The organism is Niabella yanshanensis, from assembly GCF_034424215.1.
Classification (GTDB): Bacteria; Bacteroidota; Bacteroidia; order Chitinophagales; family Chitinophagaceae; genus Niabella; species Niabella yanshanensis.
In genome coordinates this window covers 1,493,906-1,513,486 of record NZ_CP139960.1, presented here as the reverse complement: position 1 = coordinate 1,513,486, position 19,581 = coordinate 1,493,906, and the positions used below count along the sequence as shown (strand labels likewise).

The 19,581-nt window shown below is 43.5% G+C and carries 11 protein-coding genes; 9 read left to right on the top strand and 2 right to left on the bottom strand.

The genetic code is table 11. The annotated features are described in order from the left end of the window. Positions 1-7 precede the first annotated feature (7 nt). The 5 genes from U0035_RS05865 to U0035_RS05850 all read left to right on the top strand — a co-directional run bounded on the left by U0035_RS05865 (position 8) and on the right by U0035_RS05850 (position 6,215). A complete protein-coding gene (locus U0035_RS05865) occupies positions 8-643 on the top strand; it encodes a M23 family metallopeptidase (RefSeq protein WP_162817735.1) in 636 nt (211 codons plus the stop codon). Between the two features lie 267 nt (positions 644-910). After that, the gene (locus U0035_RS05860; protein ID WP_114789092.1) at positions 911-1,417 is read left to right on the top strand and encodes a GNAT family N-acetyltransferase; all 507 of its coding nucleotides are present in this window, start codon (positions 911-913) and stop codon (positions 1,415-1,417) included. Positions 1,418-1,481: 64 nt separating this feature from the next. Further along, positions 1,482-2,327 (top strand): aminoglycoside phosphotransferase family protein, encoded by an 846-nt coding sequence (locus tag U0035_RS05855; protein ID WP_114789091.1) that lies wholly within the window; start codon positions 1,482-1,484, stop codon positions 2,325-2,327. Between the two features lie 264 nt (positions 2,328-2,591). Then, entirely contained in the window at positions 2,592-2,888 is a 297-nt protein-coding gene (locus tag U0035_RS22910; RefSeq protein ID WP_114789090.1) for a SemiSWEET family sugar transporter, read from the top strand. Positions 2,889-2,966: 78 nt separating this feature from the next. Next, positions 2,967-6,215: an amidohydrolase family protein gene (locus U0035_RS05850; protein ID WP_211316328.1), complete on the top strand. Its 3,249-nt coding sequence runs from the start codon at positions 2,967-2,969 to the stop codon at positions 6,213-6,215. Between the two features lie 12 nt (positions 6,216-6,227). On the opposite strand, the gene U0035_RS05845 is transcribed toward U0035_RS05850, so the two are convergent. Further along, on the bottom strand, positions 6,228-7,040 hold the full coding sequence (locus tag U0035_RS05845) for a toxin-antitoxin system YwqK family antitoxin (protein WP_114789089.1): 813 nt from the start codon (positions 7,038-7,040) through the stop codon (positions 6,228-6,230). A gap of 20 nt (positions 7,041-7,060) precedes the next feature. Beyond that, positions 7,061-7,978, bottom strand: coding sequence for a L,D-transpeptidase (locus U0035_RS05840; RefSeq protein ID WP_114789088.1), 918 nt, complete (start codon positions 7,976-7,978; stop codon positions 7,061-7,063). A gap of 184 nt (positions 7,979-8,162) precedes the next feature. Between U0035_RS05840 and U0035_RS05835 the strand changes: the two genes are divergently transcribed. From U0035_RS05835 to U0035_RS05820, 4 genes are all read left to right on the top strand, one after another. After that, the gene (locus tag U0035_RS05835) at positions 8,163-9,317 is read left to right on the top strand and encodes a Gfo/Idh/MocA family protein (RefSeq protein WP_114789087.1); all 1,155 of its coding nucleotides are present in this window, start codon (positions 8,163-8,165) and stop codon (positions 9,315-9,317) included. Positions 9,318-9,421: 104 nt separating this feature from the next. Continuing rightward, positions 9,422-11,080 (top strand): alpha-glucan family phosphorylase, encoded by a 1,659-nt coding sequence (gene glgP / locus U0035_RS05830; protein ID WP_114789086.1) that lies wholly within the window; start codon positions 9,422-9,424, stop codon positions 11,078-11,080. Positions 11,081-11,299: 219 nt separating this feature from the next. Continuing rightward, positions 11,300-12,463, top strand: a complete 1,164-nt coding sequence (locus U0035_RS05825; protein WP_114789085.1) for a glycosyltransferase family 61 protein — start codon at positions 11,300-11,302, stop codon at positions 12,461-12,463. A gap of 498 nt (positions 12,464-12,961) precedes the next feature. After that, on the top strand, positions 12,962-19,576 hold the full coding sequence (locus U0035_RS05820) for a polyketide synthase (protein WP_114789084.1): 6,615 nt from the start codon (positions 12,962-12,964) through the stop codon (positions 19,574-19,576). Positions 19,577-19,581 lie beyond the last annotated feature (5 nt).

Genomic DNA, 19,581 nt, shown 5'->3' with positions numbered 1-19,581 from the left:
TTGTCGAATGACAATTGAGGCAGGTTTTAAAGAACAAAGGCCTGTTGTTCTTTCAACACCACTTAAAGGAAAATACTGGACCGCCATCTATAATTGCGAATGGAAAAGAGGTCATAGAAGGGGCTACTATACGGTTAACGGCAAATCAGGAATTCCGGGGCGTTTTGCGATCGACTTCGTGCGACTGGATGATAAAGGAAAGCTGTACCACCAGAATAAGGATTTTGTAAAAAACTATTACAGCTATGGAGAGGATGTATTAGCAGGAGATGATGCCATCGTTGTTTCATTGAAGGATGGGTTTAGCGAAAGTGAAACAATTTCCGGGTATTTTACAAACGGAGAGAGTGACGCTTCGGGAAACTATCTGGCGCTGCAAGTGCGAAATGTTGTATATGTATTCTATGAGCATTTGCAACCCGGAGGTATACGATTCAAAGTTGGAGACCGCGTAAAAAAGGGACAGGTAGTGGCCAGGGTGGGATTTACCGGCGACGCTTCAGAACCACACCTTCATTTACATGTGGGAGACAGCGACTCGGTATTGGGTGCCGAAGGATTGCCTTTCGTTTTGAGAAATTTAGCTATCAGGGTATATTTGTCGACTTCGGCGATTTTGGAAAAAAGTGATGGTCTTCTTTAAACAATCCAAATCTTAAAGAAAACCTGCCCAGTCGCCCTTTAGCAAATTCGGTAATTAATTTCCGTGATTAATTTTGCCGGTATCTTCCGGGAATTGTAATAGGGAATAAGAATATTTTGCTTTCTCCGGTAATTACCTCAACAGGATTGCTAAGTTTGGAACACTATTTTTTTATAATTTTTAGACTGTCTGTTTACGATTTGTTTTGGGTCTCTGAGAATTATTTTTATATATTGTCTAACATCGATTCAATTAAACTCATGTGTGATGATTATCGAAACTAACAGGGTGTTGATAAGGAAGGTCACCCACAATGATCTTGAGGCGCTGTATACCATTTGTGGGGACCCCCGGTTAATGAGATTTGTTGGAGATGGAAAGCCGCTTTCAATGAAACAAACGCAGAAGTGGATTGATGTGACCATAAATAACTATGCTTCTAAGGGCTTTGGAATGTATGGCGTAGTTGACAGGGAAACCGGCGCCTTTATAGGCTATTGTGGGTTGGTATTCTCTGCTGATGTTAAGGATAATGAACTCATCTATGCGCTGGTTCCGGCATATTGGGGAAAAGGCCTGGCTACCGAAATTGCGAGGCACCTGGTAGACTTTGGATTTTCCAGTCTGAACCTGGAACATATTTATGCCTCTATTGATCCGGAGAATAAAGCTTCTGAACGTATCCTGTTAAAGGTCGGCTTTAACCGGGTGTTCAGGAAAAATGACGAATTTGGCTTAGAAACCGTTTATTATCTCAAAAAAAGGCCCCGCTAACAGGAACCTGATCACAACGCATAAATATTAGCTGGCTGTAAGCCGGAAGAAATAAATTTTATCAATGAACTTAAATGACAGGGATATAGCGGCAAAACGTTTAACAGAATATCTCGGGCTGTGGAAACTTAAACCGGAGGGCGACGCGTTTTACACAGCTTGCAGTCTTTTGCAGCCGGTGCTGTATAGAGGCCTGCCCGCGATGTTAAAAATTGCGATGGAAGCTGAAGAGAGAAAAGGAGCTTTACTCATGAATTGGTGGAATGGGATAGGAGCTGCAAAAGTGTACGAATATGACCATCAAGCATTGCTTTTGGAGCGGATTTCAGGGGAATTGTCTTTAATGGAGATGATTGCCAAGGGACGGGATTCGGGGGCGACGAGGATTCTTTGTAATGTTGCCAAAAAACTTCACGCTCCTAGGCGCAGTCATCCTGATTTTGACTTGGTCACTTTGGACGAATGGTTTAAAGACCTCTGGCCGGGAGCTGTTAAGCATGGCGGCATCATCAACGAGTGTGCTCAGGTAGCCAAGGTTTTGCTTGGTGCTCAGACTGATTATGTAGTGATGCATGGCGATTTACATCATCAAAATGTACTTTATGCCGGCGATAGAGGTTGGTTAGCCATTGATCCTAAACGATTATGGGGGGAACGGGCTTTCGACTATGCAAATATTTTCTGCAACCCTGATAAAGAAATAGCCCTTGCGCCCGGCCGCTTTGAGCAACAACTTCAGGTTGTGTCGGAAGAAGCGGATATTCCCCTGCTGCATCTTTTGAAATGGACTATCGCCTGGTGCGGTCTCTCGGCTACCTGGATATTAAACGAGCCGCAAGATAATGAGACGGCTGACATTGATTTGGGCGTTGCACGAATCGCTTTAGATATGTTGCAAAGTTCCCGGTGATGCGTACAGCATTTACAAAATGGCCAGCCTTAAATAATTTCATGCCTTTAATCTGATACCGTGTAAAAGCATTCAAAAGGCACATGAGCTGCCTCAGAGAAGTGGCCATTTTATTATTACAACACGATTTTGACATTTTTTCTGGTAATAAATGATTATTGCCAACGGTATTTAATTCCCGCCTGGGACGCCAAAGCTTAAAGGTTCGCGCAAGCGGGTTTTTTTGTTATATGCTGTAGCGGTGGCATAGATATTGTCTTTTTAATGCTAACCATAATAGATTATCAACCCGTGAATACTCAAACCATAATAGGCGTTGCCGCAAGTGTATGTACCGCTGTGTCATTATTTCCCCAGCTCGTAAAAATTATACGCGAAAAAAAGGAGTCCGATATCTCTTACTGGATGCTGGCCATATTGATAACGGGTTTGGCATTATGGGTTTGGTACGGCTTTATGGACGAAGATTATATCATTATTGTTTCCAATTCCGTATCACTGCTTATTAATATCAGTGTGCTAATCTTAAATATATATTATAGGAGGCAACATCATTCCTGACAGGAATCTAAGCAAGGGCCAAAATTTTGCAGTGCCGTCCCGCATTGCTATCTTTCCTGTTCAAAATCAGTTGCAAATATGAAGTTGATCTCAATGCTGTTGCTTTCGGCATTGCCCCTTAGTGTTTGGGCGCAAACAAAAACCGATAATAAAAAATGGGAGGTTTCTAATCCCGAAGGACCTTACAAAGAAGTATCTTTTACTGTTAAGGAAGGTACCTGGATGAACCTCGACGTTTCCCCTGATGGTAAAGAAATTATTTTTGATCTGCTGGGTGATATCTATAGCATACCCGCAACCGGAGGTGACGCAAAATTATTGCGGGGAGGCCATGCTTTTGAGGTGCAGCCCCGTTTTAGTCCTGATGGAAAGAAGATATCTTTTACTTCTGATGCAGCCGGTGGCGATAATATCTGGGTAATGGACAGGGATGGTAAAAACGCACGGGCTGTTACCAAAGAAAGCTTCAGGCTGCTGAATAACGCAGTATGGACACCCGATGGACAGTACCTGGTAGCCCGTAAACACTTTACTTCCGGCCGGTCGTTGGGAGCGGGCGAAATGTGGATGTATCATTTGTCCGGCGGTAACGGGTTACAGTTAACTACCCGTAAAAATGATCAGCAAGACGTCAATGAGCCCTGCGTATCGCCAGACGGGCGTTATGTATATTTTAGCGAGGATATGTATCCCGGTGGATACTTTCAATATAATAAAGATCCCAATAATCAAATATTCATGATCCGCCGGTTTGACCGGGATAAGGGAAGAGTAGAGAATGTAACCGGTGGCGGAGGAGGAGCCGTACGACCACAACTATCACACAACGGAAAGTATCTTTCATTTGTAAAACGTGTACGTACTAAATCTGTTTTGTACCTCCGTAACCTGGAAACAGGAGAAGAGTGGCCGGTGTATGATCAGCTAAGTAAAGATCAGCAGGAAGCCTGGACCGTATTCGGTATTTATACGGGCTATGCCTGGTCTCCTGATGATCGTTATATATACATCTGGGCCAACGGAAATATCATCAAGGTCGAGGCGGATGCAGTGAACAAGGCAACGCCCGTTCCTTTTACCTGCCATGTAAGTCAGCGAATCTATGACGCGGTACGCTTTAAACAGGATCTTGACGTTATCAATTTCAAGGCAAATGTGATCAGGCAGGCTGTTACGGCTCCGGACGAAAAATGGCTGGTATTTAATGCCGTTGGTTATTTATGGAAGAAAAGATTGCCCGATGGAAAACCTGAACGTTTGACCAGTGGTACCGATTTTGAATTTGAACCTTCTTTTTCAGCCGATGGAAAACAATTGCTGTATACTACCTGGAATGATGAAAATTCAGGAGCCATCTATAAGATGAATATGGAGGGCGTTGCCAGACCGGTAAAACTTACTAAAACAAAAGGTATTTTCCGTACGCCATCCTTTTCCAGTGACAGTAAAAAGATCATCTTTATCAAAGAGGGCGGTAGCGATGCCCTGGGACCCGCGCATACCAGCCAGCCGGGTATTTACCTGATGTCAGCCGATGGAACGGGTGAGCAGTTTGTAATTCAGCGGGGAGGTACACCTTATTTTAATGCTGCCGGCGACCGGATCTATTTTGAAACAGGCAGTAACAATTTGTCGACTTGTAAATTAAATGGTGAGGATGAAAAGGTATTGCTGAAAAGTACGTATGGTAATAATTTCAGGGTATCTCCCGATGAGCAATGGATTGCTTTTACAGATTTGCATAAAGCTTATGTGGCCGCTTTTCCCAAAACAGGAAAGACCCTTGAAATTAGCGGCAGCTCCTCCGATTTCCCGGTGAAACTGGTATCGAAAGATGCAGGCTATAACCTGCACTGGAGCAGTGATGCCAAGAAACTGCATTACACTTTAGGCAGTCAGTATTATACGATCAACCTGGATGAACGTTTTGAATTTATAGCCCACAAACCCGACTCCTTATTTAAAATGCCGGAGCAGGGCAGAGAAGTGGGTCTGGAAATAGCAACGGACAAGCCTGATGGATCTATTGCTTTCACTAACGCGCGTATCATTACCATGAAAGGTGATGAAATAATTGAGAACGGAACTATTTTAGTTGAGGACAACAAAATTAAAGCCGTAGGTAAAACCGGAGAGGTGAATATTCCTTCTTCCGCAAAAACAATTGATGCGGCAGGTAAAACCATTGTTCCGGGTTTTATTGATGCACATGCGCATGCTGGACATTTCCGAACCGGTATCACCCCGCAAAAGCACTGGCCTTATTATGCCGCTTTGGCTTATGGTGTTACTACTATTCATGATCCTTCAGCCAATAGTGAATTTGTATTTGCCAACGGGGAGCTGGTTAAATCCGGAGCCCTTATAGGTCCCCGTGTTTATTCCACCGGTACTATTTTGTATGGAGCAGATGGTGATTTTAAAGCCGTGATCAATTCACTGGATGATGCCCGAAGCGCACTAAGACGGACAAAGGCATTTGGCGCTTTTTCGGTAAAAAGTTACAACCAGCCGCGCCGGGAACAACGCCAGCAAATTATACAGGCAGCCCGGGAGTTGCATATGGAAGTAGTACCGGAAGGCGGCTCCTTCTTTTTTCATAATACGAGTATGATACTGGACGGACATACAACCATCGAACATAATATGCCTGTAGCAGTGCTGCAGGATGACGTGATACAATTGTGGAAAAGATCTCAAACAGCCTATACACCTACACTGATCGTAAACTATGGTTCGGTAAGCGGCGAATATTACTGGTACCAGCATACCAATGTATGGGAGAAAGAGCGGCTCATGCGGTTCACTCCGCGTGAAGTAATTGACGCGCGCAGCCGCCACCGTACGATGCTGCCCGAGGAGGAATACGTGAACGGTCATATGCTTTCATCTAAAAACCTGAAGCGCTTAAGCGACGCAGGTGTCTTGGTAAATATGGGCGCTCATGGACAGATACAGGGCATAGGTGCACATTGGGAGATCTGGATGATGACACAAGGCGGAATGACGCCGCATGAAGCCTTAAAGACAGCCACGATTAATCCGGCCAAAAGTTTAGGTCTGGATGTCAATCTTGGATCTATCGAACCAGGAAAGCTGGCAGACCTGATCGTTCTGGATAAAAACCCGTTGGAAAATATTTACAATACTGAAACGATAAAATGGACCATGGCTAACGGGCGGCTATATGATGCGGAAGAAATGAATGAGATCGGTAACAGTCCTAAGAAGCGAACTAAATTTCCCTGGGAACTTTATAAAAATGCTACGGCATTCCCCTGGCATGATGCAACTACCGGGCATGGCTGCGGATGTGGCCAGCACTAATCAAAAAAGGAGCTATTGGCTCCTTTTTTCAAACACTTCCTTCGTTACTTTTTGACCGCCCCAAAAATAGTTGGTAAACAGTACGCTTCCATCTGGTTTATACATGCGCGAAGGTCCCTGTTGTTTATTGTCTACATAGTAAGCGTCCTGCGTTTTCATCCCATTGGCATACATAATGAAAACGCCATTTTTTTTGCCATTCTTGTACATGATTTCCATGACAGGTTGCCCCATGGCAAAATTTCTCGACATGCCGTCTTTTACATCCTGCTTATAACTGGTTTCTGAATTCAGTTCACCGTTCACATAGGTCCTGGAAATGCCATCCTTCAGCCCGTTTTTATAATTTTCCTCGGAGGATATTTTACCGTTAACATAGCGGGTCGACAACCCTTCTTTTTTGCCCCGTTTGTAGGAAGTAGTGGCGGTGGTGCCGGAAGTGATCATCTCTGTTATTCCGTCCTGCCTGCCATCGAGGTAGTTTTCTTTCAGCCATATTTTGCCCTGCCCGTCGTAGTTTTCTTTTTTGCCATGACGTACTCCGTTTTTATATCCCATTCTTGCCGACACTTTTCCGGCAACGTTGTACCAAAGCACATCGCCGGTGATCATACCATTTTTTACATTATAAAGTCCGTAACCGCCGTCATCAAAACGTTGTTTGTAGACGCCGTTTAAGAGTATATTGTTCAGGCTGAGTTCCATACGGGAACTATCATTATTATACTTTCTTCTTACCTGGTCCCAGTTGATATCTTTTATTTCCTGGGCGTTAATACATAATGTCGATAAGCTAAAAGATAACAGGGACAAAATTCTTTTCATATCGGTGACTTAGTTAAGAACTATTTTTTAACCGCAGCCGTTCCGAGGGCTTGTCTTTGCTGTTGTCTTTCTAAAATAGTCTGCAGATGCGGCTGGATATAATGACTAAGCGTGTCTTGTGGAATATCTAAAGCTTTGGGATCTTCTGTTACCTTAAACCACGGGCGGGGTTCGCCAAAAGGATATTGCCCGAATACAATGACCGGTGTACCATAAGCCAGTTGTTCGTAATCATTTTTTAAGATCCATTGATCCGCCCATCCATATAAAAACTGCGCGTCAGCGCCCAGTAAACGCATACAGCTATGAGAGGCAGGATAGCCAGGTAAAGCATACTCATGAAATCCAATCCCCCATTTATTGTGTACGTTGAAATTCCATTTCAATATCCATTCATCGTCAACTGTACTGATTGTTTTTTTTGCTTTCCAGTTCGTGAAGAATAATCCACCAGGTGTTTTAGTTTTTTTCTTACCCATGTTGGTTGGCCCTGTTAATACCAGCTTGCCATTTTCGTAAGCTGCAAAAACCTGCGTGGGGTAGGAGAAGAGGATGATTTTGTTTACGTCTTTTAACTGGTCGATATTTTCGGGAAACGGAAGGTAAAAGCTTAAAGGTTTGGAGAAGTCGCTCGGCACCAGTATGCTGTCCAGCCTTTTAAGATGTGTGGTATCTACCCGGTTAATAGCATTCAGGATATTAAGATGTTGGGCGCCCTCAAAAGAATCTTTTAACGACTGCCATTCTTTTTTCTTCATCCAATGATAAGTGATCACCGGTTTAAGGTTTTCTTTTTGGGGAGGCGCTATTGTTTCCACTACGTTTTTCATGGTGCTGTCCACAATATCGGGTAAACTCTTTTGTTCTTTGTTTTTGCACGATAAAACAGCAGCTATTAGTAAAGCCAGGCTGGATACAGAAAATGCTTTTAAGTTCATGGTACTTGCAAGATGCTGAAATAATTTGAGGAAATGAAATTTTGCGAAGGGCTGCAGTCATCATTTTGAAAAACGTATATTCGTAGCATACAAACACTTGTTACAGGAGTTATGCATAAGGTGACAACCGGCGGAACGAAAGTCAGTTAATAAGAATATCTCGCTAAAATAAAAATAGAAACAGATGAAATTTAAGTTAAGAGCCGGTATGATCGGCGGCGGTAAAGGCGCATTTATCGGCGCAGTACATCGTATTGCTTTAAATATGGATGGATTAATTGAACTGTGCTGTGGCGCACTCAGTCAAAATCCTGAGAAAGCTAAAGAATCCGGTAAGGAACTGTTTTTACCTGAAGACAGGGTGTACGGGAGCTATGAAGAAATGATCAAAAAGGAAAGTGAATTGCCCGAAGATCAACGTATGCATTTCGTGATCATAGTTACCCCCAATTTTGCACATTTCGAACCGGCCATGATGGCGCTGGAGCATGGCTTTCATGTGATGATCGACAAACCCATGACGCTTACCTTAGACCAGGCCAAAGCATTAAAAGCAAAAGTTGATGAGACCGGACTTTTACTGGGATTAACACATACCTATTCGGGGTACCCATTGGTAAAGGAAGCAAAAAAGATGGTCGCGGATGGAAAGTTTGGAGCTATCAGGAAAATTTATGTAGAGTATCCGCAAGGTTGGTTGAGCCAATTCAGTGAAGCCGATGGTAATAAACAAGCTGCCTGGAGAACGGATCCTTCAAAGAGCGGGAAAGCCGGCTGCATGGGCGATATAGGCACACATGCGGCTCATTTAGCCGAGTATATTTCGGGACAGAAAATAACCAAGCTTTGTGCCGATCTTAACATCGTAGTCCCCGGCAGGTTGCTGGATGATGACGGGGCCATTCTGCTGAAGTTCGATAAAGGAGCCAGTGGTGTATTGATAGCAACCCAAGTGGCAGCAGGGGAGGAAAATAATCTTAAAATACGCATCTACGGCGAAAAGGGCGGTCTTGAATGGAGCCAGCAGGAGCCTAATACATTACTGGTTAAATGGCTGGACGCCCCCGCACAGGTATACCGTACTGGCAATGGCTACCTTTCTCCTATTGCGCAGTTCAATACCCGAACACCCGGCGGTCACCCCGAAGGTTATCTTGAAGCATTCGGGAATCTCTATAAAAACTTCGTTCTGGCCTTATCTGCCCGGCTCAATAACGAAACTCCCGATCCGCTTATTGATTACCCGACTGTGGAAGACGGAGTGCGCGGTATGGCTTTTATAGATAACGTGGTCGCTTCTTCTCAAAGCGATCAAAAGTGGTGGAACTATATCGTTTAACCAGGTTAATATGTATTTTCCACACATTTTACCCAAACGATAATCTTAATATGAACTTCAGGGTAAATTAGTTTATCTTGCCCAGCTTAAAAACGAGTTAAATTATGAGTTTTCAAAACTATAATGTTCCTTACGAGGTTGACAATAATTACACAAAAAAAGTGGCTTATTTTTCGATGGAATTTGCAACCCATCAGCCCTTGAAAATATACAGTGGCGGTTTAGGATTTTTATCGGGATCTCATTTAAGAAGTGCCTATGAATTAGGCCAGAATATGATTGGTATTGGCATCTTATGGAAGTATGGTTATTACGACCAGGAGCGCAACCAGGATCAGACGCTGGACGTATCCTGGAACGAAAAAATCTACAGCTTCCTGGAAGATACAGGTATCAAGTTTCAGATAGATGTGCATGACCACCCGGTATGGGTAAAAGCCTGGTATCTGAATCCCGATACTTTTAAAACGGCGCCTTTATTTTTATTAAGTACCGATTTACCGGAGAACGATTATGTATCTCAAACGATCACACATAAACTATACGACAGCAATGTAGCTGCTAAAGTTGCCCAGTTTATATTGCTGGGTGTAGGCGGCGCCAAACTGGTAGATATATTGAACTTTAATCCGGATGTGTATCATTTAAATGAGGCACATGGATTATCAGCCGCATTTTACCTCTATCAGAAATATAACCGCAATATTGAGGAAGTAAGAAAAAGGTTAGTGTTTACTACGCATACTCCTGAGGAAGCAGGAAATGAGAAGCACGATATCTATCTCTGTCATAAAATGACTTATTTCTGCGGATTGAGTATCGATGAAGTAAAACAGTTAACGCAGGATTACAGCGATTCATTTAACCACTCTTTGGTGGCGCTTCGTTTTGCACGTCTCGCAAACGGTGTATCTCAACTGCATGGAGAGGTATCTAGGGAAATGTGGGGCAAATATTCTGGCATCTGTCCCATAATCTCAATCACCAACGCGCAGAACTGGACTTATTGGGCCGATAAGCAAATGTATAAGTTTAAAGATGTGGGTGACGATTACGGCTTTGACGATCGTAAAAAATGGTTGAAAAAGCGTGCTTTTGAAATTGTAGCCGATCAGACGGGAAAGCTATTCAGCCCCGATATATTTACTATTGTATGGGCCAGGAGATTTGCCGGCTACAAAAGAGCGGGAATGATCGCCTCGGATCCTCATCGGTTCTTTGAGCTGATGAATAACCAAAAATATCCGGTACAAATTATCTGGGCAGGTAAGCCTTATCCGATGGATCATCCGGCTATCAGTGAATTCAATGAACTGGTGCATTTGAGCAGGAACTATAAAAACGTATCAGTTTTAGTGGGCTATGAACTGGGTCTTTCTAAAAGATTGAAGCAGGCAGCAGATGTTTGGCTAAATAATCCACGCGTACCAAGAGAAGCTTCAGGCACGAGTGGCATGACCGCTGCAATGAACGGGGCGGTTAATTTTTCTACCGACGACGGATGGATACCTGAGTTCATTAACCATGGACACAATGGTTTTGTGATACCTAAAGCTGATTATGCAAATATGTCCACATACGACCAGGACCAGTATGATCTGAACAAATTGTATGAAATTTTAACCAGCGAAATATTGCCGCTTTATTACGAAGATTATAAAACATGGCGCCAGGTTGTGAAAAACGGAATGCAGGACGTACGCTTTCAATTTGACAGTAACCGCATGGCGCATGAATATTACGAAAAATTGTACAACGCTTAATTTAATTATAGCTATAGTTGTTTGTAGAAGGGAATAAAAAAAGGAGAAAAACTTTTTTTATTCCCTTCATATTTAATTTGTTATTTCAATTAACGAAATTGTTCCTGGATGGTTGATTTTTATCTTTGTTAGGGGGTGAGTGAAGCCGGGTACCGGTACAGTTATCTGCATCAACAATCAGATGAGTAATCACGAATCTATGTTTTTAATGAGTTGTGTATGGGCACTTTTAGAAATATTATAGTTGCAATAAGGAAAAAGGTTATTTATTTCTATTTTAAATTTAAGAAATACCAGCTGCTTACCTTAGAAGAGACGATACGTTGCCTTAAACCTTCTTGTATAAGGACGGTTCCCGGGTCTGCGGTAGCACTACCCGAAATCTCATATCAAAATAATCTGCAGAAAGTTTTCTTTGAGGCCTATACGTTTAGGTCGGAAGCAGTATACGTTTGGGAATGTGACTTTCAAAATGGCTTTATTTCAAAACATGGATCGGTTGTCATCGATAATAAGGTACTTTGCACCGACTGGGATCATCGGGGGTTTGAGCACCGGTTTTGGAAGAAAGATAAACGCCCGTTAAAATATGTGAAGAAGCTCATTCCGCTGTTAAGCCATCACCAGGATCTGACAAGTCCATCTGTTTTAACCGGCTACTATGATTTTGTGCTGATGGTAGCAGCAAAACTCAGCAGGATTAAGGACGCCCTGGGCAACCAGGACATCCGGGATATTACTATAGCTTACCACTCCTTTGGAGGACATTACGAAAAAGAATATCTCGAATTGCTTGGTTTCAGAGCAGAGAATTACATTGATACCCGTGCTTATAAAATTTCAGCCAATAAGGTGATCTTTGGAAACGCCGGTTCCTGGAAGCCCAGCGTCAACGAAATTAAGTCTCTGAAAAAAAATATAGAGCAACGGTTGAATATTTCACCGCTAACTCCTTCAGCTGACAACCGTATTTATATAAGCAGAAAAGGCAGAAGGAGAATTGAAAATGAAATCGAGCTGATTGAATTACTTAGGGAATTTAATTTTATTATTATTGAGGATAAGGAAAGAAGTGTTGCTGAACAAATTGAAATTTACAGGAATGCCTCCTTTATAATAGGCCCGCATGGGGCTTCTTTTGCAAATATTATATGGTGCAGGCCCGAAACTTTTTTATACGAGCTCTTTTCAAAAAGCTGGTACCCAGATTACTTTCTTTATCTCTCCAGTATTAATCATATGCACTATGCGGCCTATCAGGATGAGACGAGCGAGGAGATCAACGGCGATTTGTTCAGGGCGCTTTGTCAGGATATTCAGGTATCCATACCTATATTGCGGGCCAGCCTTGAAAAAATTTTGGGTAAATCGGCATCTGCTTAATCTCAGGTTGATTTCCTGACGCGCCGGCGCATTTTTCGTGATGCCGCGTGGATGATTTGCCCGCAGGCTTACTTTTCTACACCTGTACGCTGCGCTTTCACTAAAAACATGGCGCATCTGTATTAATAACATTACATACGAACAGTAGCACCGGGGGGATGTTGATAAGATCAAATGGTATGACGGTGAAAAGAACAGCGGACCCCCGATAATCAAGAAGCTATATAAAGGTTTGGGTTTTCAGATTCCCAGGACTTCTGATTTAGATATTCCGGTAAAATTTATATCTTTGAAATAACATCTATCCTATAATAAAGCCTTCAAGTTGTTTGTAGTGAATTATCGTTTTACCTGGGCGTGTAAAGTATTGTGGGTGATAGCGCATAAGTCTTTAAAGGCCCGGATATACAAGGAGGCTAGACTATACAGGAGATTCTAATACATATATTGTTCGGATAAGTAGCGCCGGATCTAAATTATTAAATTCGAGGGGTAGCAATGAGTCAAAACTATGAATTAAAAGCCGATGACCATAGTGAAGCAGGTTTTCCCGATAAAACTATAATAGACCTGTTCGAAGAACAGGTTCTGAAAACACCATTCCATACGGCCATTACTTGTAACGGTGTGGAGATGACTTATGAGGCCCTTAATGTCAGGGTGAATCAACTGGCTGGTTATTTACTGTCGAAGAATGTAAAAACAGAAGATCTGGTTGGTATTTGTGTGGAGCGTAGTATAGAGATGATTGTAGGGATGCTGGCCATCATGAAAGCTGGTGCAGCCTATGTACCGATAGATCCAGCTACACCACGAGAGCGAATCGGATACATGTTAAAAGATACCCAATCTTCGTTAATAATCAGTAGTTCCGGGCTGAGCTATCTGGTAGAAGGTTTTGATAGTACCACTACTGTTTATTTGGACCTGATCGAAGATGAGCTGAATCAATCGGTAAGTAGCAATCCCTCTTTACCCGTCATCCCCGGTAATTTGCTTTATGTGATCTATACATCGGGTAGCAGCGGAAATCCCAAGGGCGTATTGATAGAACATAGAAATGTAGTCCGTTTGTTTTTCAACGATCAACCTCTTTTTCAATTTACAGACAGGGATGTTTGGACTATGTTTCATTCATTCAATTTCGATTTCTCAGTATGGGAAATGTATGGTGCATTGTTATTCGGAGGTAAACTGGTAATTGTTAGTAAAGATATTGCCAAAGACGCCGGCCGTTTTTATGAATTAATGCAGGATGAGGGCGTAACTGTTTTAAATCAAACTCCTTCGGCCTTTAATGCCTTACAAGAGGTTGTTTTGGAAAGAGAACCAATCAAAGCGCTACGGTATGTGATTTTTGGGGGAGAAGCTTTATATCCGTATCTTTTAAAAAGATGGAGCGAGGTTTACACCTGGTGCCAGTTGATTAATATGTACGGAATTACCGAAACAACGGTACACGTTACGTACAAAAAAATAACAGAAAAAGATATTGCTTCTAACGTCAGTAATATCGGCGCTCCGATACCAACTTTATCCGTTATTATTTTAGATGAACAGTTGCAATTGGTTCCTGAGAACCTGGTTGGAGAATTATGTGTGGGAGGCGAAGGGGTGGCAAGAGGCTATCTGAACCGACCTGAACTGACGGCTGAAAAATTTATCACCCATCCTTACAGAAGCGGTCAGCGTCTTTATCGTTCCGGTGACCTGGCCAGGATGTTGCCCGATGGCAACCTGGAATATATAGGGCGGAGCGATAACCAGGTAAAAATAAGAGGATATCGCATAGAGATGGGTGAAATAGAAAGCCGGATGCAGGAGATAGCCGGCGTAACGCAGGCCGTCGTTATTGCAAAAGAGAGAAGCTCAGGCAAATACCTGGTTGCTTATTATTCCAGTAACCAGAAAGAACTCAGTAAAGCCATTATTCGCGAAAGGCTGACAGATATCTTACCCGCTTACATGATTCCTGATTTTTTTGTTGAATTGGAATCGATTCCTCTTACGAGTAATGGTAAAGTAAATAAAAAGGCGCTTCCCGAGCCTGATGACAGATATCTGCAAAGGGGAATATACGTGGCGCCGGCTACAGATATGGAGCACCAGCTCGCAGCTTCCTGGCGGGCATTGTTAGGGATCGAAAAAATCGGTGTAGAAGATAGTTTTTTTGAACTGGGGGGTAATTCCCTGCTGGCGCAAAAATTGGTGTCGGTTCTAAAAAAGGAACACGGATTTGACCTGCCCATTACCCGTATCTATCATAGTCCTACTATTGCCGGACTGCAACAGTTTCTGAGGGGAGCGCAATCAATTCCACATGTGGAGTACTTTAAAAAGACGGTGGCGAACCCCGAAATTGCAGTAATAGGCATGGAGTGCAATTTCCCCGGTGCTGGAAATATAGAACAATTTTGGGATGTACTCAAAAATGGAAAAGAGACCATCCGTTTTTTTTCATATGATGAATTGGACAAAAGTATACCTGATACCGTAAAAAGTGATCCTGCTTATGTAAAGGCTAGGGGCGTAATAGATGACGTGGATTTTTTCGACGCAGATTTTTTTGGGATCAGTCCCCGGTTGGCAGAATTGATGGATCCACAACAACGGGTGTTCCTGGAGACATCCCGAAATCTTTTAGAGAAGACTGGTTATTTACCAGGAAAGAAGGACGCAGTCACCGGCGTATTTGCCGGGTGTAGTACCAACACATATTTTAACAACAATGTTGTTGGGCATCGCGATAAAATTGAGCGGCAGGGCAGCGTGCCGGTAATATCGGTGTCGGATAAAGATTACATCAGTAGCCGTGTGAGTTATCAGCTTAATCTTTCCGGACCCTCAGTAAATGTAAATACAGCTTGCTCAACATCTTTGGTAGCGATTATACAGGCAGTTGAAAGCCTGAGAGCGGGGCAGTGTGACACCGCTATTGCCGGGGGTGCAGCAATTACGGTGCCTGTTAATAGCGGTCATTTATACCAGGAGGGTGCCATGTTAAGCAACGATGGGCATTGCAGACCTTTTGATGCTGATGCGAAAGGGACTGTGTTCAGTGATGGTGTTGGTGCAGTACTGCTAAAACGCCTGGATGATGCGAAAAGAGATCGCGACACTATTTATGCAGTAATACGGGGAGTGGGCGTCAATAATGATGGGGGAATGAAGGGGAGTTTCACCGCTCCGAGTGCAGGAGGGCAGGCTTCTGCTATAGCAATGGCTTTTTCAGATGCTCATGTAGCACCAGCTGATATTTCTTACATTGAGACACATGGAACTGCGACTCCGTTGGGAGACCCTATTGAGATTGACGGGTTAAAGCTGGCATTTGGCAGGCAAAGTCAAAAGCAGTTCTGTGCCATCGGTTCCCTAAAAAGCAACCTGGGGCATTTGACTCATGCCGCTGGTGTAGCAGGCTTTATTAAAACAGTATTATCGTTGTACAACCGGCAATTGCCACCGTCTATCAATTTTAAGAAGCCTAATCCTCATATAGATTTTGATTCAAGCCCTTTTATAGTTAATACAAAACTAAGACCATGGGAATTGACCACCGGAAAGCGGCTTGCGGGAGTGAGCTCATTTGGCGTAGGAGGAACGAATGCTCATGTAGTTCTGGAGGAATATGCAAACGATCTGGATGCATTACAAAGAGCAACTGAAAATGATACCGGGCCTGAACTGGTTTGCTGGTCAGCTCATCATATAGATAGCTTAAAAACCTATACTACCCGGTTGCTGGATTATTCGCAAACGAACGCAACCTGCAGAATACGTGACGTGGCCTATACTTTACACGCTACGCGTCAGGATTTTGCTATCCGCAATTTTGTTGTGGCAAAAGACATGGAGGAATTGGCTGCTCAATTAAGTTCTACCGAATCTTTAATGAGCGCAGCTTACACTGTGAAAGAGAAAAAGAATAACGTAGTCTTCCTTTTCCCGGGCCAGGGTAATCAATATCCCAACATGGGCAAGGAACTATATGATGCAGAACCGGTGTACCGCAACGCTATAGATGAGTGTGCCGGGATATTGCAGCAGCATATGGGCGAAGACATCAGATCCATAATATTTACAGAAGCTGCCGATAGCAGCGCTTTGGAAAAACTTTCCAACACACGCTACGCCCAACCGGCACTATTCGTAACATCCTATGCACTATCCCGGTTGTACATGAGTTGGGGCATTGTTCCGGCTGCATTCGCGGGGCATAGCGTAGGTGAATTTGTGGGAGCACATCTCGCGGGCGTTTTTTCCCTGGAAGATGTATTAAAAATAGTTGCCGAGCGGGGCCGCCTGATTAGCGAACTGCCTGAAGGAAGCATGTTGTCGGTAAGGGCAGCAGAAAATACGGTTAAAAACTTGCTGCCCCCGGCACTGTCTATAGCCGCACAAAATGCGGCAGAGCTATGTGTTGTTTCCGGGGAAACGATGGCTATTGAGTCGTTCGCTGCGCAACTCACTCAGTTGGGAATAGCCAATAAACTTTTACGAACCAGTCATGCCTTTCATTCAGCCATGATAGATGCTGCGGTAGGACGATTGAAACAGGTAATAGACCAGGCTGTTTTGAAAGTGCCGCGGATTCCCATTCTGTCTACAGTTACGGCTCAATGGCTTAAAGACGGAGAGGCAACCGATGCGGCTTATTGGGCCCGTCATGCAAGAGAAACCGTGCAATTTGGTGCAGCCTTAAAGAATATACAGAAAGACCTGGATCCGCTGTTTTTAGAAACCGGTCCAGGGTCATCATCAACTATTTTTGCTAAACAAAATGGAGCCGGGGACAGCGCGGTTGCCATACTGTCCAGTACTACAAAAGATGAAAGAGCAGCGGCGAAAACAGCGCTCGGTAGATTATGGCAATTAGGTGCAGATATTGATTATCAAAAGTTGTACCGGTCCGGTAATGCTGTTTTATTGCACAGTCTTCCCACTTATGCATACAATAGAAAAAAACTTTGGGTAGACCCGGTTCTATCCGACAAGCAGGCAACGGTGTTTAATCAGCCTTTATTTAACGCAACCGCACCCGAAATCAGTATTCCAATCAATCAAATGAAGCGAAAAGATATTTTACTGAATAAATTAAGAGATATAATCGAATCTGCTTCCGGTATCTCAGTACCGGATGCCGGTATCCGAAGCAATTTTGCGGAGTTGGGACTCGATTCTTTGTTATTGACCCAGCTTGCAACGGTTATAAAAAAGGAATTTTCGATTCCTGTTACTTTCCGCCAGTTAAGTGAAAATTGTGACAGTTTGGAAAAGCTTGCGCAGTTCTTTGATGAACAATTGCCTCCGGGAAAGTATGCCCCTTCCTTGCCTGCATCTGCTGCACTCACAGGCGCAATGTTGCCCCTCAATGGAGGGGTTGTAGCCGGAGGGGATATGCTAAGTCTTATTACCCAGCAGTTGCAGATATTATCCCGGCAGGTAGCCATTATGCAGGGAACTGCTCCCGTTCTGTCTAATGATACAGTTATACTGAATCGCGATCTTTCTATACAAAAAGGTACTGCTGCACCGGAAAGCAACCTGGTTCCGGACGATTTAACGGCTGAGGAAAGGATAGAACTAAAGAAACCTTTTGGTGCTACCGCCCGTATAGAAAAAAAAAATACTGAAGTTTCCGATGCTCAGAGGAAATATATAGCTGATTTTATAACAGTATATAATAAGAAAACAGCCGAAAGCAAAAAATATACACAACAATATCGTGGAAGAATGGCAGATCCCAGGGTGGTATCAGGATTTAAGCCTTATACAAAAGAGATGGTGTATTCTATTGTTACCCAGAAATCGAAGGGCTGCTATTTGTGGGATATTGACGGAAATAAATATATAGATGCATTGAATGGTTTTGGTTCTAATTTTCTGGGTTATCAGGCAGATATAATTAAAGAAGCCATCATAAAACAGGTTGAAGACGGGTACGAGATAGGCCCTCAACATTTTCTGGCAGGCGAAGTGGCTGATCTGGTTTGCGAAATGACCGGTATGGAAAGGGCTGCTTTTTGTAATACCGGGTCTGAGGCAGTACTGGGTGCCATGCGGATCGTTCGCACTGTTACAGGAAGAGACCTTGTAGTCGCTTTTGCCGGATCGTACCATGGTATTATGGATGAAGTGCTGGTAAGGGGAAGCAAAAAGCTGAGAACCTATCCGGCTGCCTCAGGTATTTTAAACAGTAATGTGCAGAACATGCTGATTCTGGATTATGGCACAGAAGCATCCTTAAAGATCATAGCGGAGCGCGCCTCGGATATTGCAGCAGTCCTGGTCGAGCCGGTTCAAAGCCGGCGACCTGAATTTCAGCCGGTCGAGTTTTTGCGGGAGCTTAGAAAGATCACAGCCGAGCGGGATATCGCGCTTGTTTTCGACGAAGTTATTACCGGGTTCAGAAGTCACCCGGGAGGGATTCAGGCGTTATACGGAATAAGAGCCGATCTCGCCACCTATGGTAAAGTAGCGGGTGCAGGTATATCAATAGGGATCATTGCCGGAAGCCGGGAATACATGGATGCACTGGACGGCGGGTACTGGGAATATGGTGACGACTCCTTACCGCAAAGAGGAGTGACTTATTTTGCGGGAACATTTGTAAGGCATCCGTTGGCGCTCGCTACTACTAAAGCCTCATTGAATTACTTAAAGGAACAGGGGCCTGGCCTGCAAAACGGACTGAACGAAAAAACCACCCGGTTGGCGCTTCGGTTAAACCAGATTGCTGAAAAATATGCGGTACCTATAGAGGTAGTACATTTCTCTTCTCTTTGGAAAATTAAGTTCAAGGAAGAGTATCCTTACTATGAATTGTTATTCGCATTGATGCGATTGCGTAATATTCATATTTGGGACCTCTTTCCCTGTTTTTTGACCACGGCGCACACAGATGCCGATATAGATGCCATATGTTTGGCCTTTGAAGAGAGTATAGCAGAACTCTGTAAAGCAGACTTAATACCCCAGTATAAGGCCATGGCAAAAATACTGAGTAGTGCCGAACCGCCTGAACCGGGGGCGCGTTTGGGCAGAGATCAACAGGGTAATGCTGTGTGGTTTATTGAAGATGTGGATTATCCGGGACGTTACATTCAACTATAAAAGAG

What these genes read in the sequence shown, in the direction of transcription:
- U0035_RS05865 (WP_162817735.1), top strand. Translation starts at nt 8, where the DNA reads ATGACAATTGAGGCAGGTTTTAAAGAACAAAGGCCTGTTGTTCTTTCA.
- U0035_RS05860 (WP_114789092.1), top strand. Translation starts at nt 911, where the DNA reads ATGATTATCGAAACTAACAGGGTGTTGATAAGGAAGGTCACCCACAAT.
- U0035_RS05855 (WP_114789091.1), top strand. Translation starts at nt 1,482, where the DNA reads ATGAACTTAAATGACAGGGATATAGCGGCAAAACGTTTAACAGAATAT.
- U0035_RS22910 (WP_114789090.1), top strand. Translation starts at nt 2,592, where the DNA reads ATGCTAACCATAATAGATTATCAACCCGTGAATACTCAAACCATAATA.
- U0035_RS05850 (WP_211316328.1), top strand. Translation starts at nt 2,967, where the DNA reads ATGAAGTTGATCTCAATGCTGTTGCTTTCGGCATTGCCCCTTAGTGTT.
- U0035_RS05845 (WP_114789089.1), bottom strand. Translation starts at nt 7,040, where the DNA reads ATGAAAAGAATTTTGTCCCTGTTATCTTTTAGCTTATCGACATTATGT.
- U0035_RS05840 (WP_114789088.1), bottom strand. Translation starts at nt 7,978, where the DNA reads ATGAACTTAAAAGCATTTTCTGTATCCAGCCTGGCTTTACTAATAGCT.
- U0035_RS05835 (WP_114789087.1), top strand. Translation starts at nt 8,163, where the DNA reads ATGAAATTTAAGTTAAGAGCCGGTATGATCGGCGGCGGTAAAGGCGCA.
- glgP (WP_114789086.1), top strand. Translation starts at nt 9,422, where the DNA reads ATGAGTTTTCAAAACTATAATGTTCCTTACGAGGTTGACAATAATTAC.
- U0035_RS05825 (WP_114789085.1), top strand. Translation starts at nt 11,300, where the DNA reads ATGGGCACTTTTAGAAATATTATAGTTGCAATAAGGAAAAAGGTTATT.
- U0035_RS05820 (WP_114789084.1), top strand. Translation starts at nt 12,962, where the DNA reads ATGAGTCAAAACTATGAATTAAAAGCCGATGACCATAGTGAAGCAGGT.